The sequence below is a fragment of the Chloroflexus sp. genome, from assembly GCF_034432675.1.
In the GTDB taxonomy this organism is placed as follows: domain Bacteria; phylum Chloroflexota; class Chloroflexia; order Chloroflexales; family Chloroflexaceae; genus Chloroflexus.
In genome coordinates, this window is sequence record NZ_DAOUBI010000041.1 from 1 (window position 1) to 15,570 (window position 15,570).

Sequence of the window (15,570 nt, forward strand, 5' to 3'; positions counted from 1 at the left end):
CATCCGCGTGTGGCGTCGTTTGGAGTGCGGCAGCCATGCTGCCGCGCCAGCCGTGCTCACGATCTGGTGCGTGTAACGTCGTTGACCCGGCTGGTCACAATGAGATACCTTCCTTCATAGTAGATGTTTTTTGAAACAGGTTCTACTCACTCTACAGCTCCTCAACCCTGCGTGGACAGAGCTTTACCACACCCCGCCCCGAGAAGTGTATACTGCATGTAACCATCCTGTAACTACATCCACTACCCTACAAGCAGAACCGCGCATCTCAACGCGCCTTTATGGCGTGTCATTACAAGGAGATTGGCAATGACTCAGCCGCCAAATGGCTTTGATCCGAATGATCCCATCGGGAGCTGGCGCGCCTGGCGCGACGCCAGCCTAGAAGCATGGGCAAAAAGCCTGACCTCGATAGTCAATACCGAAACGTTCTCGCAGGCAATTGGCGCCCAACTCGATGCGCTTCTAGCTATCTCAGGGCCGGTACAGCAGGCCGTTCAACAGTATATGGAGCGCTATCTGGCTCAGGCTCAGCTTCCCTCCCGTAATGAGGTAGTGACCCTGGCCGAACGATTAACAAACATCGAATTTCGGCTCGACGACATGCAGGCTCAACTCGATGAATTGACTGACCTGGTGCGCAAGCTGGCAGTTGCGCAAACACCCACCGCAGTTGACGTTGGCGTGATTGATGAACGCCTGCGGGGTATTGAGGCACAACTGACCGCTCTTACCGCCGTCCGTCCCTCCGGTCGTAGCCGCAAGGCAACGACTGAAGACAAAGAGTAGGAGTATTTGATCATGACCAGTTCTGATGCTGCGCCAATCGATCTTGAGCGGATGACCGAGCAGTTGCTGAAAGAGATCGAGCGCACAACGAAGAGCAGTGATATGGCTGCTCGCATCGCTACCAATCGTATTCGGGTTGCTGTCGGTCAGACGCCTAAAGAGCAGATCTGGGCGTTGAACAAGATGCGTCTTTACCATTACTATCCGCAAGTACCACCGGAGCAGCGCAAACCGGTACCGATCTTGCTCGTCTTCGCTTTGATCAATCGACCGTATATCTTCGATCTGCGCCCCGGCAATAGCTTCGTAGAATACCTGCTCCAGCACGGCTATGAAGTCTATCTGCTCGATTGGGGTCGTCCAGGATTGGAAGATGCCCATTACGATTTTGAAGATTATTCGCTGAAGTTCCTGCCACGGGCAATCCGGGCGATGCAACGGCACAGCGGCAAGCGTGAGTTCTCGATGCTCGGATGGTGTATCGGGGCCACGATTGTCACAATTTACGCTGCGATGCGCCCCGATGACGGCCTGCGCAATTTGATCCTGCTTACCGCACCGCTCGATTTCAGCGACAAAGAGGGAAGTACCTTCAGTCGTTGGCTCAATACCGAGTATTACAACGTTGATGAACTGGTTCGCCAATTTGGCAATGTACCGGCAACCGTGATCGAATACGGCAACAAGATGCTCAAGCCGGTCGAGAACTACATCGGTACCTACCTCAAGCTATGGGATAACCTCGACAACCCAGCAGTCGTCGAGGCATGGCTGGCGATGAACACATGGGTGACGGATAACGTCGACTTTCCGGGTGCAGCATTCCGTCAGTGGGTCGTGGAATTTTTCCGCGAAAACCGCTTGATGGAGAACAAGCTCATGATGGAAGGGCGTGTGGTTGATGTAGCAAATATCAGGGCTAATCTCTTGAATGTGATTGCCGATAAAGATCACATCGTGCCCAATTGTCAATCACGCTCAATCATGGATCGGGTCGGAAGCAAAGATAAGAAATTGATCGAATTGAAAGGTGGTCATATCGGTATTATGGTCGGCAGTGGTGCCAGCAAACGTGCCTGGCCACTGATGGAAGCCTGGTTGAGCGAGCGTAGCACCTGACATCCCCTCATTTCGTTGATACGCACAGCGGTTGACATCGTCATCAGTAATGCTGACGATGTACCGTTTTGTGCTGTCAAGCTTTCATGCTTGCCGGTCTTTTCACCGGTTTAGTCTTTTGTGCCATTTTCGGCGTGGTTGCTTACTGAAAAGGAGAAAACAATGCGTCTCAGTGGCAAAGTAGCCCTGATTACCGGTGCTGGTCAGGGAATTGGACGGGCAACCGCCCTGTTATTTGGTCAGCACGGTGCCAAAGTTGCCGTTGCCGATATTAATGAGGAAGCAGCCCGGGCAACAGCACAGGCAATTGTCGACGCTGACGGAGAAGCCAAAGCGTTTTTCATGAACGTGGGCCAAGCATCCTCGGTGGAAGCTGCGGTAAAAGCAGTTGTTGAGTGGGCCGGTAGAATTGATGTATTGGTGAACAATGCCGGCATTACCCGCGATGCCCGGATGATCAAGATGACTGAAGAGCAATTTGATGCCGTGATTAATGTCAACTTGAAAGGCGTCTGGCTCTGCACCAAATACGTGGCTCCGATTATGATCGAGCAGGGTGGTGGCTCCATTATCAATGCAGCTTCCATCGTGGCGTTTGAAGGTAATTTCGGTCAGACCAATTATGTCGCTACCAAAGCCGGCGTAATTGGAATGACCAAGACCTGGGCCCGCGAATTTGGGCCGAGTGGCATCCGCGTCAATGCAGTTGCGCCTGGCTTCACCCAAACCGAGATGATTGCACACGTACCGGAAAAGGTACTCGAGGAATTCAAAGGCCGTACACCGCTACGTCGGTTAGGTACCGCCGAGGATATGGCCTACGCCTATCTTTTCCTTGCATCTGATGAGTCGAGCTTTATCACCGGTGAGGTATTACCGGTTGATGGAGGTCTCACACTTTAAGCGTAGTCACGAGCCGAACAGAAGTGGTACTGGCTTACCGTCAGTACCATAGCCTGGTTGTATCGGATTCCAGCCGACACCAGGCGTGGAAGAGCAGAGGGCGCGACTCGCGCCCCTCTGCCGTTGTTACGAACCAAACCACTTTAGTGAACTGTCTCTACGTCTGCGTCAGCCGCTTCCTTTTCGTGGCTTTCAGCGGCGGAGCGCTGCAAGGCCGCACCACCGGCCAGCGCGGCTGCACCCAATCCGGCCAGCCACGCCAGCGGTGCCAGTGCACCACCGGTGTTGGGTAACGTCGCCGGGGTCGGTGTAGTCGGCTGCGCTGGGGTGGTTACCGGTGCAGCGCCAACTACAATCCGGCCATCGACTGTCGGATTAAGCGGTGAGTTCGCCGCAATATACTCCTCTACCACATCGGCCAGGATAAAGCCAGTGTCTACCTGGTTGCGCCCACGGGTAAAGACGCTGTAGCCATCACCGCCTGCCAACAAAAAGTTATTAGTCACCACGATATAGTCGGCACCTGGATCAATCGGCGAGCCACCTACTGTTACGCTGGTAACCCGGCCACTTGCCGGGAGAGAAGGATCGTAAGTGAAGCGAATGCCGGCAACCTGCGGGAAGCGACCGGCACCACTCTCCACCTGGCTCACACCATTATTCAACGCCTCTATCACCTGCGCACCGGTCAGGGTGACCAGCGCCAGAGTGTTACCGAATGGCAACACTTCTAGGATTTGACCAACGGTGACCGGGCCGGTTGGGATCGAGGCACGGATACCACCACCATTCATAATCGCAATCGTAGCACCCGAATTGCGTGCTTTAGCCAGCATCGCATCGGCGATCAAATTCCCCAGATTGGTTTCACGCGAACGCACATTCGTCCGACTACCATCAAGCTCAACCGCTGTAGAGCCGACCACGCGTGCCCGCAGTTGCTCGATTGGACCACGGAAGACGGCGATCCGGTTCTCGAAACCCTGATCGGCGGTGAGTGATGGCACGATTTCGGTCGGGTTACCCTGCAGATCGATCACGGTACCGGAAGCGTTGAAGGCAACTGTTATATCACCCAACCAGCGCCCCCACTCCCAATCGGTCACCACAACCACTGGCTTCCCATCGGGACCGGCAATCAGTTCGGGGTACGGCGGTGTCTTAACATTGTTCATCGGTGCCATCGGTGTATGGGAGTGACCGCCGATAATCATGCTCATCCCCCCGACTTCACGAGCAATCTGGCGATCAACGTTAATTCCCACGTGGGTCAGGGCAATGATGGTAAACACCCCTTCGGCTTTCAAGGCAGCCACCTGTTGGCGGGCGGCTTCAATCGCCGACGTAAAGCTGACACCCGGCCCGGCATTTGAGAGCACACCGGTATCTTCCGGGGTCAGGCTGAAGATACCAATCTTCCTGCCATCTTTTTCAATAATGGTGCGTGGCTTGATCAGACCGGCCAGCGGATTACCGGCGGCAACGCTGATATTGGCGCTCAATACCGGAAAGTTGGCCCGGGTGATGAAATCGACCAGTGCCTGTGGCCCCTTATCAAACTCGTGGTTGCCAATGGCCATAGCCTCGTAGCCCATGGCATTGTAGAATTCGAGGTCGGCCATCCCATTGTACTGATTGAAGTACAGTGTTCCCTGAAAAACGTCACCGGCATCAACCAGCAAGGTTGGTAGTGCTGTTTCCCGGCGAATCTTGTCAATCAGTGCTTTACGACGTGAGACACCGCCGTGAACCGGGTTATTCCCGCTGAATACCGGTTCGATACGGGCATGGTGGTCATTGGTATGCAACACCCGCATACGAAAGACCGGATTCTCCTGCGCTAATGCCAACCGAAAGCTGCCGTCGCTATAGATCGACAGCAATGCACCAGCTCCCAGAGCGACCGTCCCCTTGAGAAACCGCCGACGCGAGATCTTTTCCATAGGACATGCTCTCCGTTTCAAGTCACGAACAACCAGAATCAGCCCTGACCACCAGGTGATAACCGATAGCCAGGCCGATCTTCCCAAGACACGCAAACCGCAAGGTGCAAACCGACGTTAAACCGAAGTGGGCATGCGCATAGTACCGTAGATGTGTCATTTTGGCAAGTGATAGAGAGACAATTTTTCTCTTTCTAATGCGCTTAATCTGTTTTTAACAGCGCTTACCGGTTCATACCTGTCTTGCCGAATATACACATATCTAACACAGGTTGTCTTGACGAGTGTGCAAAGCCTCTCTACAATCAAATGTAAGCCCTCAGCAGCCCAAGCCCGGTATGCTGCTCTTCTGTATCACGGTACGAGGCACATCTATGAAGGACTATTATCAGGTACTGGGGGTAAGCCGAACCGCCAGTGATGAGGAGATTAAGCAGGCGTACCGCCGTCTGGCGCGTAAGTACCACCCTGACGTCAATCCGGGCAATCCACAAGCCGAAGCACGCTTCAAAGAGATCAACGAAGCCTATCAGGTACTATCCGACAAAGAGCAACGTGCGAAATATGACCGCTTCGGCAGTGAATTTCGCCGTTATGAACAAACCGGGTTTGGTGGTTTTGATTACGGTAGTCAGGATTTTGCTGATTTATTTGAGACACTCTTTGGTCAGCGCCGCACAGCCGGTAGTGGGTTCAATGTACGTCTCGATGGGCAAGATATTGAACAACCGGTTGAGCTGACGCTTGAGGAAGCGTATAACGGTACCCAACGTACAGTTCAGTTTTCAAACCCGAATGGTACACCACGCACGATCACCGTAAAGATTCCCGCCGGCATCGATACCGGCAAACGGGTGCGCGTGCCTGGGGAAGGTGCGCCTGGTCTCAATGGTGGTCGGCGTGGTGATATCTACCTGGTCGTGACCGTCAAACCGCACGAGCGCTTTGAACGTAAGGGAAATGACCTGCACACGACTATCCCGGTGAGTATGTACACCCTGTTGCTGGGTGGACAAACCCAGATTCCACTGCTGTCAGGCAAAACCCTGACCCTGAATATTCCATCGCAAACCCAGAACGGACGGGTGTTTCGTATTGCTGGTCAGGGGATGCCGCTGATGCACAGCCACCAGTATGGCGATCTCTATGTTACCGTCAGTGCAGTTTTACCGACTAACCTTTCGCCACAGGCACGTAAGCTGGTGGAGGAATTGCAACAACTGACGGAAGGAGATAGGAGATAGGAAAGAGGTTTGTCTATCTGGGTAGCACGTAATTCACGGCGACACCCATTCCCGCACCGAATCCCACGTGTCACGTTCAGGCTCTAACCTGCATACAGGGCGCTCACCAACACTTCTCTTCGTGCCGGGTCACCATAACGTGTCGTTGCGCTCGTGATCGGGTATGGTGCGGTTGCGGCGGGTGACACCGTCTCGATCACGCTGTCTGGCACGCATTGATGAAACGCTGCTAACCAAAACCTCTGCCATTCAGTGATAATCGTTATGCCTCCATGATCAGCATAGACACGGTTTCCATTTGGTACTTTCGCACAAAATCGCTTGACATACTTGCCCAATATGCTGTATAGTATCTGGTAATAATCCACAATAACAGCGATGTATAATCGTACCGAGTGGTACAACACTCACACTCAAAGAAGTAGTGTGACTTGTTGAGAATACTTCCTTACTTTATCATCATAGTTTATCAAAATAATTAAGATTGGCTTGGTAGCCATTACGCATCGCCGTTGCAATACGGTAGATACGTAATACTTTACTGATTTAAAGAACGAGAGCGCGCTCGGCCCTTACCTCGCTGGAGAGGAGTGGTGAGCGCGTTTTTGTTATCTTTCATTACCTGGTATCCGTTGTATTTGTAACAGCAAGGAACGAGCAATGTATCTTCCCGCGCGAGACCCTGCCCGACTGTACGATCCACGCTTCGAGCACGATGCATGCGGGATCGGTTTTGTCGCTCGTGTTAATGGTCGGGATAGTCACTATATTCTTGAGCTGGCCCTGACGGCCCTGGGTCGCCTTGAACATCGCGGTGCCGTAGCCGATGATGCACGTACTGGTGATGGCGCCGGAGTGCTCACCCAGCTTCCCCGCCGGCTGTTGCGCCGGGAACTGGCGGCTAAGGGTATTGCGATAGCCGATACCGATCTCGCGCTGGCGATGCTTTTTCTGCCTACCGATCCCGATCAGTACGCGACGGCTTGCACGCTGGTTGAAGCAGCTCTGACGACCCACCGGTTACCATTGCTGTGTTGGCGTGAGGTGCCGGTTGATCCCGACATGCTGGGTGAACGGGCACGGTGCGCGATGCCGGCTATTCGCCAGGTGATCGTTGGTCGTCCGCAAGGTATGGACGACCGGACATTCGAGCGTACTCTGTTCCTGGCCCGCAAGACGATGGAGCGGAGCTTCCGCGATGCCGGTTTACCGGCATACGTACCCTCGTTTTCGTCGCGCACCGTTGTCTACAAGGGCTTGCTGTTAGGTTCACACCTGGCCGATTTTTATCTCGATCTGCGCGATCCTGACTTTACCACAGCTATCGCTGTCTACCACCAGCGTTACAGCACCAATACCTTCCCAACCTGGGAACGGGCGCAACCGTTCCGCATGCTGTCGCACAACGGTGAAATTAATACGTTGCAGGGTAATGTAAACTGGATGCGCGCCCGCGAACAGGCGATTACGCTCCCAGACGACTTTCTGCCCGGTGGCGCCCCGCCGATGCGTAACCTGCTCCCGGTTATTGATGAGAGCGGTTCTGACTCGGCAATGCTCGACAATACGCTGGAGCTGCTGGTGATGGCCGGACGCGATATTCGCCATGCGGCAGCGATGCTGGTACCGGAAGCCTGGGAAAAGATACCCGACATCGATCCTGCCCTGCGTGCGTTTTATCAGTATCACTCCTGTCTGATGGAACCCTGGGATGGCCCGGCAGCCCTGGCGTTCTCTGATGGCACCATTGTTGGGACTGCGCTCGACCGCAACGGGCTGCGTCCAGCACGCTATATCGTGACTGATGATGGCCTGGTCGTGTCGGGATCGGAAGTTGGCGCGGTACCGATTGCTGAAACCCGCATTGTCTGTAAAGGCAAACTCGGCCCCGGTCAGATGCTGGCTGTCGATACCGCTCAGGGTCAGATTTACACCAACAGTGAGGTAAAGGCGCTGTTAGCGGCACGTCGGCCTTACGCTGAATGGCTCAACGAGCATTTGTGTTATCTTCCGGCGAACTTACCCACTCTGCCTGCTGACACGGAAACTGATTGGCAACCACTTCAGATGGCGTTCGGCTATACATCGGAAGAACTGAATGTCATTCTCAAACCAATGGGCATGACCGGGCACGAACCGATTGGATCTATGGGAGACGATACGCCAATTCCACCACTCTCACAATGGGAATTAGGCCGTCCGCTCTTCCACTTCTTCAAGCAGCGCTTTGCCGAGGTCACCAACCCACCCATTGATCCGCTACGCGAAGAGCTGGTGATGTCGTTGAGTGTAGGCATCGGTCGCCGCCGCTCGATCCTGCTTGAAACACCAGAACACGCCCATCTGCTTCAACTTACGTCGCCCATCCTGACCGATGCCCAGTTGCAGGCAATCCGCACTTACCCTGATCCATTGCTCAGTTCGGTGACAATCAGTTTGCTCTTCCCGGCCAATCACATCTCGGCTAAGAGCCTGTTGCAGGCACTCGACCGGATCTGCACCGAAGCAGCAACCGCGGTTGAGCAAGGGGCGGCAATTGTTATTCTCAGCGATCGTGGCGTTGATGCTGACCATGCTGCCCTACCCATCCTGCTGGCAACCGGCGCCGTCCACCATCACCTCATCCGCACCGGCTTGCGCTCGCGGGTCAGTCTGCTGGTGGAAACCGGCGAAGCCCGTGAAGTCCACCACATAGCGGCATTGATCGGTTACGGCGCCGAGGCGATCAACCCATATCTGGCCCTGATCAGTGTTCGCCGTATTGCGCTTGAGCGTGATGCCGTGCGCCAGCGCGCCGAACACGGGGTCGAGCGGGATGCGAGTGATCCACGAGCGTTTACGCTCGCGGATGAGGCTGAGCACCACTACATCCATGCCCTGAAAAAGGGTCTGCTGAAGATTATGTCGAAGATGGGTATTTCGACCCTCGACAGTTACTGTGGTGCCCAGATTTTTGAGGCGGTTGGATTGGCTAACGAAGTGGTCGAGCGCTGTTTTACCGGTACACCTTCGCGCGTGGGCGGGCTTTCGTTTAGCCGGATTGCCCGCGATCTGGCTGCTCGCCATGCCCGTGCCTTCCAGACCGGTCGCGTGACCCTGCCGCACCCCGGGTTCTACAAATTCAAGAAAGACGGTGAATATCATGCTTTCAGCCCGGCAGTGGTGCATGCCCTGCACAAAGCTGTACGCAACCCGCACGCCCTCAACGGCGATAGCACCGGGCCATCACTCAGCAGCGAAGGCTACGCCACCTACCGGGCTTATGCCGAGCTGGTCAATAACCGACCGCCGGTTGAACCGCGTGATCTGCTGGAGTTCGTACCGGCTGGGCCGCCCGTGCCGATTGATGAAGTTGAACCAATTGAGTCGATTGTCAAGCGGTTTTCGACTGCGGCGATGAGCCACGGCTCAACCAGCTCAGAAGCTCACGAAACCTTATCAATCGCCATGAATCGGCTGGGGGCAATGGCGAATAGCGGGGAAGGTGGTGAAGCACCGGAACGTTACCACGACGAACGCAATTCCCGCATTAAGCAGGTGGCATCAGGTCGTTTTGGCGTGACCCCTGCCTACCTGGCCAGCGCCAGTGAATTGCAAATCAAGATGGCGCAGGGAGCCAAGCCCGGCGAAGGCGGTCAGTTGCCCGGCCACAAGGTGAACGAGGAGATTGCCCGGATTCGCCATACGGTGCCCGGTGTAGCACTGATCAGCCCGCCGCCACACCACGACATTTACAGCATTGAAGACCTGGCCCAGTTGATCTATGACCTCAAGCAGGTGAACCCGAATGCACGGGTTTCCGTGAAGCTCGTGGCAACAGCCGGGGTGGGAACCATCGCCGCCGGAGTGGTCAAGGGGTATGCTGACATCATTCTGATCAGTGGTCATGCCGGTGGAACCGGTGCGTCGCCGCTGAGCAGTATCAAGAATGCCGGTGTACCGTGGGAATTGGGCTTAGCCGAAACCCAACAGACACTCATTCTCAACGGCCTACGGGAGCGAGTACGCCTTCGCGCTGATGGTGGGCTAAAGACAGGTCGGGACGTGGTTATGGCAGCCTTACTCGGTGCTGATGAATTCTCGTTCGGCACGGCTGCCCTGGTCGCCGAGGGGTGTATTATGGCACGGGCCTGTCATAACAACACCTGTCCGGTCGGTATTGCTACTCAACGGAGCGATTTGCGGGCAAGATTTCCCGGCAAGCCCGAAATGGTAATGGCCTTCTTCCGGTATCTGGCCCAGGAAGTACGCGAAATTCTGGCGAGTCTTGGGCTGCGCTCGATTGAAGAGGCTGTTGGGCGCACCGACCTATTACGTCAGCGTCATACCGATCACGAAACAGCCGATCTGCTCGATATGACACCGGTACTCGGCGCGGCAACGCTGGTCGGGCAAGGACCGATCCGCCATGGCGGTAAACCCAATGCCCTTCCTGCTGAAGAGAGCCTGAATGACCACATCATGGTTGATGCCGCCAACGCACTTGCCGCCGACGGTCCCGTCCGTCTGCATTACCAGATCAACAACTGTGATCGCTCGGTTGGCGCTCGCCTGTCAGGAGCGATTGGGCAACTGTACGGTGATAAAGGTTTACCACCAGACACCATCACCATCACTTTCCACGGTCACGCCGGCCAGAGCTTTGGTGCGTTCAATGCACCTGGTGTGACCCTCCACCTCATTGGTGATGCCAACGACTATGTAGGGAAAGGAATGGCCGGTGGTCTCATCACCATCGCGCCATCACCGCAAGCACAGTACGTCTGGCACGAGAATGTCATTGCCGGAAACACCATCCTGTACGGTGCCACTGGCGGTGAACTCTACGTGGCCGGTCGAGTCGGTGAGCGCTTTGCCGTGCGAAATTCCGGTGCAACAGCCGTCGTTGAGGGAGTTGGCGATCACGGATGCGAGTATATGACCGGTGGGGTGGTTGTTGTCCTTGGACCAACCGGCCGTAATTTCGGTGCCGGCATGACCGGTGGTGTTGCGTATGTTCTTGACGAAGCCGGAACGTTTGCGCAACGCTACAATCCGCAACTGGTTGAGCTACGTCCCCTCAGCGAGCGAGATGAAAAGCGACTGCGCGATCTCATTCGCCGCCATGTCGTATTGACGAAGAGTCCACGAGGGAGTGAGATTCTGGCCCGTTGGGACTATTATCGCACTGTCTTCCTGACTGTCAAACCGCGCGATGTCGTAGCGCAGATTGAGGCCGCTGCGGAAGGGACTGAAGAGCCAACCGCTGCCCGTGCAGCATAAGAGCCTGCTAAGATACCGATAGACGGGACACAAACGGTCCCGTCTATCATCTTTTTATCAGCTTACACAACGAGCAGGTTGTGGTAAGATAAGGCGCTACGTCATGATGCGCAGTAATGATTGCAGGCATATCGATTTGTACAAGGGGAAACGTTGCGTATGCTCTGGATAAGCCTGATTGCACTCATGCTTCTAATCGCAGCTTCACCGGGCATTATGCTCTATGTCGAACATCGCCAATCTATTGCTGGTTATTCAGAGCAACCGGGAGACACCTCTGCTTATCATCAAGACGTTACCTCATCGTAAATAGTTGCACTAATCAGGTACACCGTTGTCAGCTTACGCAAGCAGACAGCTAGATGTTCGCATGATTGAATATCCGCCAGTATCTGACAGCTCACTATCCACCTCTCACCAGCGCATCCAGCATCAACGGCGTTGGATGAATGTCGGATTGTTTCTTATTGATCAGTTGCTCATCTTCAGCGGCTTTGCGCTGGCATATCTGCTGCGCTATCAGGTAAGCTGGCCATCACCTCTTGATCGGATTGTTGCTGAAGTAGCAACAGAAAATCTGGTACCTTTTCGTGCCTTCCTGCCAATTGTCATGATACTGCAAGTCTTGTTAGGCTTGCGGTTTATCGGGCGAGGATTTTATCGGCCCAGTCGCCGAATAACCATGATGGACGAAGCCACTGCCATTACAGGAAGTGTGATCACCACGATCGCACTCCTGATGGTAGTAGTCTTTCTGTATCGGCCATTTTTCTACTCGCGTCTGATCTTTGCATTCGCTGTCGTTACAATTATCGCACTCCTGCTTAGCTGGCGTTTGTTGCTGATCGGCATTCGCCACTGGTTCTGGACACGTGGTCTCGGTCGCGAGCGTGTACTGGTGGTAGGCGGCACCGGCCTGGGCCAACTGGTAATGCAATCGCTCACGGCTTCGCCAGGTGTCGGCTATACCCTGGTCGGCTACCTGAGTAACGAGCCAATCATTACCGGCAACCGGGCCCGCGTTTTTCAACACCTCGGCAATCTTGACGATTTTGAAGAAGTCATGACACAACACCGGATTCAGCACGTCATTATTGCTCTGCCGTTTTGGGAATATGACCGTCTCCCGGAACTAGCTGCTCGTTGCCATGCCCTGGGTATCGAGTATCAGATTGCACCCGACATCTATCAACTCAACTTTGACCGGGTTGATATTATGCATTTGAGTGGCGTTCCACTCCTCCAACCGAAAGAGATTCAACTCCATGGTTTGAATCTTGCCCTGAAACGCATCTTTGATTTGACGATGGTTCTGCTCAGTTTACCACTTACTCTGCCGCTCGCAATTATCATTGCGGGGTTGATCTGGCTCGACTCAGGGCGTCCAATCATTTTTCGTCAGCAACGGGTGGGCAAGCATGGCCATCTGTTTACCTGCTACAAATTCCGCACGATGGTACCGAATGCCGAGCAGCGTCGTCAGGAACTACTGGCCCATAACGAAGCTGATGGACCCCTGTTTAAGATGCGCGCCGATCCACGTGTGACGCGAGTTGGTCGCTGGTTGCGCCGCACCAGCCTCGATGAACTACCGCAATTGTTCAATGTGCTACGCGGTGATATGAGCCTGATCGGGCCACGACCAGCGTTACCAGAAGAGGTGGCGCGTTATGAACCATGGCATCGACGCCGGCTAGAAGTACTTCCAGGACTGGCCTGTCTCCCACAGGCCCTTGGGCGAAGCGAGATCTCATTTGATGAGCAGGTTCGGCTTGACATTTATTATGCCGAAAACTGGTCAGTGAGCCTTGATCTCCGTATTTTGATGATGGTTATTCCGGCTGTGTTATCCGGTCGCGGTGCGTGGTAATGCAATTTCCTGCTCACATCACCATCTACCGTGAGCATCGCCTGTGGATGTGGCTGATTGGCGCAGCCATCACCGGTTGCATTCTGGGATTCACCCCACCTCTCGTAGCGGTGAGCTGGTTGCTTGGCCTCGCAGCCCTTTGCCTAACCTTCTGCGATCCGGTCTGGCCGGTCGCGCTGGCCGTGCTCTCGGTACCGTTTCAGCAACTGGTCATCTTACCCGGAGGCTTGAGCCTGACCCAGGCTTGTTTCATCCTGGTTGTGCTGAGCCTCATGGTACGTCTCCATCAACCCTGGCCAAAGCTAACAGCACCTGGCCTCGCTCTCGCTGTCCTGGTCTGGTGTCTTGCCCTCGCTGCTGCTGCAACCCCGCTGAGTCGCACTGAAGGCTTAAAAGAGACCCTCCGCTGGGGAACGGTGCTGCTGATCTACATCGCTACCGTGTGGGTATTGCAGGATCGGTCGCGTGCTGCATGGCGTCGAACCGTATTAGTCACGTGTTTACTGGTGGCTCCGGCCATCACTGCCCTGATTGGCGTGACGCAATTTGTCAATGGTATCGGGCCTGAGAGCTTTGCAATTGGCGGTGGACGGGTGCGGGCATACAGCACGATTGGGCAACCGAATTCCTTTGCCGGCTATCTGAATCAGTCCTGGTCACTCGCCGTTGGGATGCTGATAGCGCTGATAGAAACCCGTCAGCACCACATTCGGTTCTGGATGCTGTTCAATATCCTGCTGGTAGCGACCGGCAGTCTACTGGGAGGGCTGCTGGCAAGCTTCTCCCGTGGTGGCTGGATTGGCGCATTAATCGGCGCATTGGCAATGGGCATTGCCTTTGGCGGGCGGTACGGGCGCACCATGCTGATCCGTGTTGGGATAGCTGTCCTCCTTGTTGGTTTGAGTAGTCTTTTGTTGATCAACAGTGGACTGTTGCCAACTACGCTGAGCAATCGGGTGGTATCTATCATCGCCAACCTGCGCCCATTCGACACCCGTAATGTTGAGATTACCCCTGAAAACTTTGCGGTTGTGGAGCGGATGGCGCATCTTCAGGCAGCATGGCATATGGTTCAGGAGCAACCTCTCCTCGGTGTCGGTCCCGGTAATTTTAGCATCGCCTACGAACGACTGGTCTACAGTGGGCAAAGCCCAACCTGGATCAAGCCATGGTATGATTCTCGTGGTCATGCACACAACTACTACCTGCACATTACTGCGGAGAGTGGTCTGATTGGCCTGAGTGCGTATCTGGTTTTTCTCGGCAGCATCTGGTATTGTGCGATCAGGGCGTTACGCCAAGCGCAAACCTGGATGATCCGCGGCATAACGCTCGGTGGTATCGGTGTAGCAGGCGCACTCAACGGACACAATCTATTTGAAAATCTGCACGTCTTGAACATGGGTGTTCAATTTGGCGTCATTATTGCCATGCTGGCAACCATTGGCGCTGAGCGTAAAGAGGAGTTATGACCTATCTTGTTACCGGTGCAGCCGGTTTTATTGGTAGTCATCTGGTGGATCGTCTGCTGGCACGGGGCGAACAGGTAATCGGTTTTGACAATTTTGTTGATTATTACAATCCAGAACGTAAACGGCGCAACCTCGCGCAGGCGATGCAACAGCCGGGGTTTACATTGATAGAGGGCGATATTCGTGATCCCGATACGGTAGCACACATTTTCACTCGCTACCGTCCACGTTTCGTTGCCCACCTGGCTGCGATGCCCGGCCCACGCCCATCGATTGCCAATCCGCAGCTCTATGAAGCCGTCAATGTTGGTGGTAGCCTGGTAATTCTCGATTATGCCCGGCGTAGCGGCGTAGAAAATCTGGTTCTGGCATCTACCTCATCGGTATATGGGAAGACAAACCGGGTGCCATTCCGTGAAGAAGATAACACTGACCGGCCTTTATCACCTTATGCAGCGACCAAAAAGGCGGTTGAAGTTCTGGCATATACCTTTCACAGCCTGTACGGCATTCCCACCAGTGTGGTGCGCTTCTTTACCGTCTACGGCCCACGTGGGCGGCCCGATATGACACCATACCTGTTCGTGGAACGGATGGTACGTGGCCAGCCGATTACCCTCTTCAACGGTGGCGAAAATCTGTTCCGCGATTACACCTATATTGACGATATTGTCAGCGGGCTGATTAACGCCCTTGATCGACCGCATGCCTACGAAATCTTCAATCTCGGTCATTCGCAGCCGGTCGAGCTGCGTCGCTTTGTCAACCTCCTGGAACAGATTACCGGCTACCCGGCCCAGATCGAGATCAAGCCATTACCGGCCACAGAGCCACCGATCACCTATGCAGATACGACCAAAGCCGGTCAGATGCTCGATTTCGCACCACGTGTAGCCATTGAAGAAGGATTGGCCCGCTTCTGGGCATGGTATTGTGACGAACATCAGCCGCAACGCTAATTCAGGTTG

The 15,570-nt window shown here is 54.6% G+C and carries 9 protein-coding genes; 8 read left to right on the forward strand and 1 reads right to left on the reverse strand.

Annotation, left to right across the window (positions count from 1 at the left end):
- The first annotated feature begins 309 nt into the window (after positions 1–309).
- From VAE55_RS03370 to VAE55_RS03380, 3 genes are all read left to right on the forward strand, one after another.
- Positions 310–789, forward strand: a complete 480-nt coding sequence (locus tag VAE55_RS03370) for a hypothetical protein (protein ID WP_322814402.1) — start codon at positions 310–312, stop codon at positions 787–789.
- Between the two features lie 12 nt (positions 790–801).
- Entirely contained in the window at positions 802–1,908 is a 1,107-nt protein-coding gene (locus VAE55_RS03375; protein WP_322814403.1) for a PHA/PHB synthase family protein, read from the forward strand.
- 162 nt (positions 1,909–2,070) lie between these two features.
- Positions 2,071–2,811, forward strand: a complete 741-nt coding sequence (locus tag VAE55_RS03380; RefSeq protein ID WP_322814404.1) for a beta-ketoacyl-ACP reductase — start codon at positions 2,071–2,073, stop codon at positions 2,809–2,811.
- A 143-nt stretch (positions 2,812–2,954) separates the two neighbouring features.
- On the opposite strand, the gene VAE55_RS03385 is transcribed toward VAE55_RS03380, so the two are convergent.
- A complete protein-coding gene (locus tag VAE55_RS03385; RefSeq protein ID WP_322814405.1) occupies positions 2,955–4,754 on the reverse strand; it encodes a 5'-nucleotidase C-terminal domain-containing protein in 1,800 nt (599 codons plus the stop codon).
- A gap of 374 nt (positions 4,755–5,128) precedes the next feature.
- On the opposite strand from VAE55_RS03385, the gene VAE55_RS03390 reads away from it, so the two are divergent.
- From VAE55_RS03390 to VAE55_RS03410, 5 genes are all read left to right on the forward strand, one after another.
- Entirely contained in the window at positions 5,129–5,998 is an 870-nt protein-coding gene (locus VAE55_RS03390) for a J domain-containing protein (protein WP_322814406.1), read from the forward strand.
- Between the two features lie 660 nt (positions 5,999–6,658).
- Positions 6,659–11,260: a glutamate synthase large subunit gene (gene gltB / locus VAE55_RS03395; RefSeq protein ID WP_322814407.1), complete on the forward strand. Its 4,602-nt coding sequence runs from the start codon at positions 6,659–6,661 to the stop codon at positions 11,258–11,260.
- A 445-nt stretch (positions 11,261–11,705) separates the two neighbouring features.
- Positions 11,706–13,130 carry a sugar transferase gene (locus VAE55_RS03400; RefSeq protein WP_322814408.1) on the forward strand — a complete coding sequence of 475 codons (1,425 nt, stop codon included), beginning with the start codon at positions 11,706–11,708 and terminating at the stop codon, positions 13,128–13,130.
- Entirely contained in the window at positions 13,130–14,602 is a 1,473-nt protein-coding gene (locus VAE55_RS03405; RefSeq protein WP_322814409.1) for an O-antigen ligase family protein, read from the forward strand. Before VAE55_RS03400 ends, VAE55_RS03405 begins: the two co-directional genes overlap by 1 nt.
- Positions 14,599–15,561, forward strand: coding sequence for an NAD-dependent epimerase/dehydratase family protein (locus VAE55_RS03410; RefSeq protein ID WP_322814410.1), 963 nt, complete (start codon positions 14,599–14,601; stop codon positions 15,559–15,561). The genes VAE55_RS03405 and VAE55_RS03410 overlap by 4 nt, the downstream gene beginning before the upstream one ends.
- Positions 15,562–15,570: the final 9 nt, after the last annotated feature.

Coding starts and splice junctions, on each gene's coding strand:
- VAE55_RS03390 (WP_322814406.1), top strand. CDS start 5,129: ATGAAGGACTATTATCAGGTACTGGGGGTAAGCCGAACCGCCAGTGAT.
- VAE55_RS03400 (WP_322814408.1), top strand. CDS start 11,706: ATGAATGTCGGATTGTTTCTTATTGATCAGTTGCTCATCTTCAGCGGC.
- VAE55_RS03405 (WP_322814409.1), top strand. CDS start 13,130: ATGCAATTTCCTGCTCACATCACCATCTACCGTGAGCATCGCCTGTGG.
- VAE55_RS03380 (WP_322814404.1), top strand. CDS start 2,071: ATGCGTCTCAGTGGCAAAGTAGCCCTGATTACCGGTGCTGGTCAGGGA.
- gltB (WP_322814407.1), top strand. CDS start 6,659: ATGTATCTTCCCGCGCGAGACCCTGCCCGACTGTACGATCCACGCTTC.
- VAE55_RS03410 (WP_322814410.1), top strand. CDS start 14,599: ATGACCTATCTTGTTACCGGTGCAGCCGGTTTTATTGGTAGTCATCTG.
- VAE55_RS03375 (WP_322814403.1), top strand. CDS start 802: ATGACCAGTTCTGATGCTGCGCCAATCGATCTTGAGCGGATGACCGAG.
- VAE55_RS03385 (WP_322814405.1), bottom strand. CDS start 4,754: ATGGAAAAGATCTCGCGTCGGCGGTTTCTCAAGGGGACGGTCGCTCTG.
- VAE55_RS03370 (WP_322814402.1), top strand. CDS start 310: ATGACTCAGCCGCCAAATGGCTTTGATCCGAATGATCCCATCGGGAGC.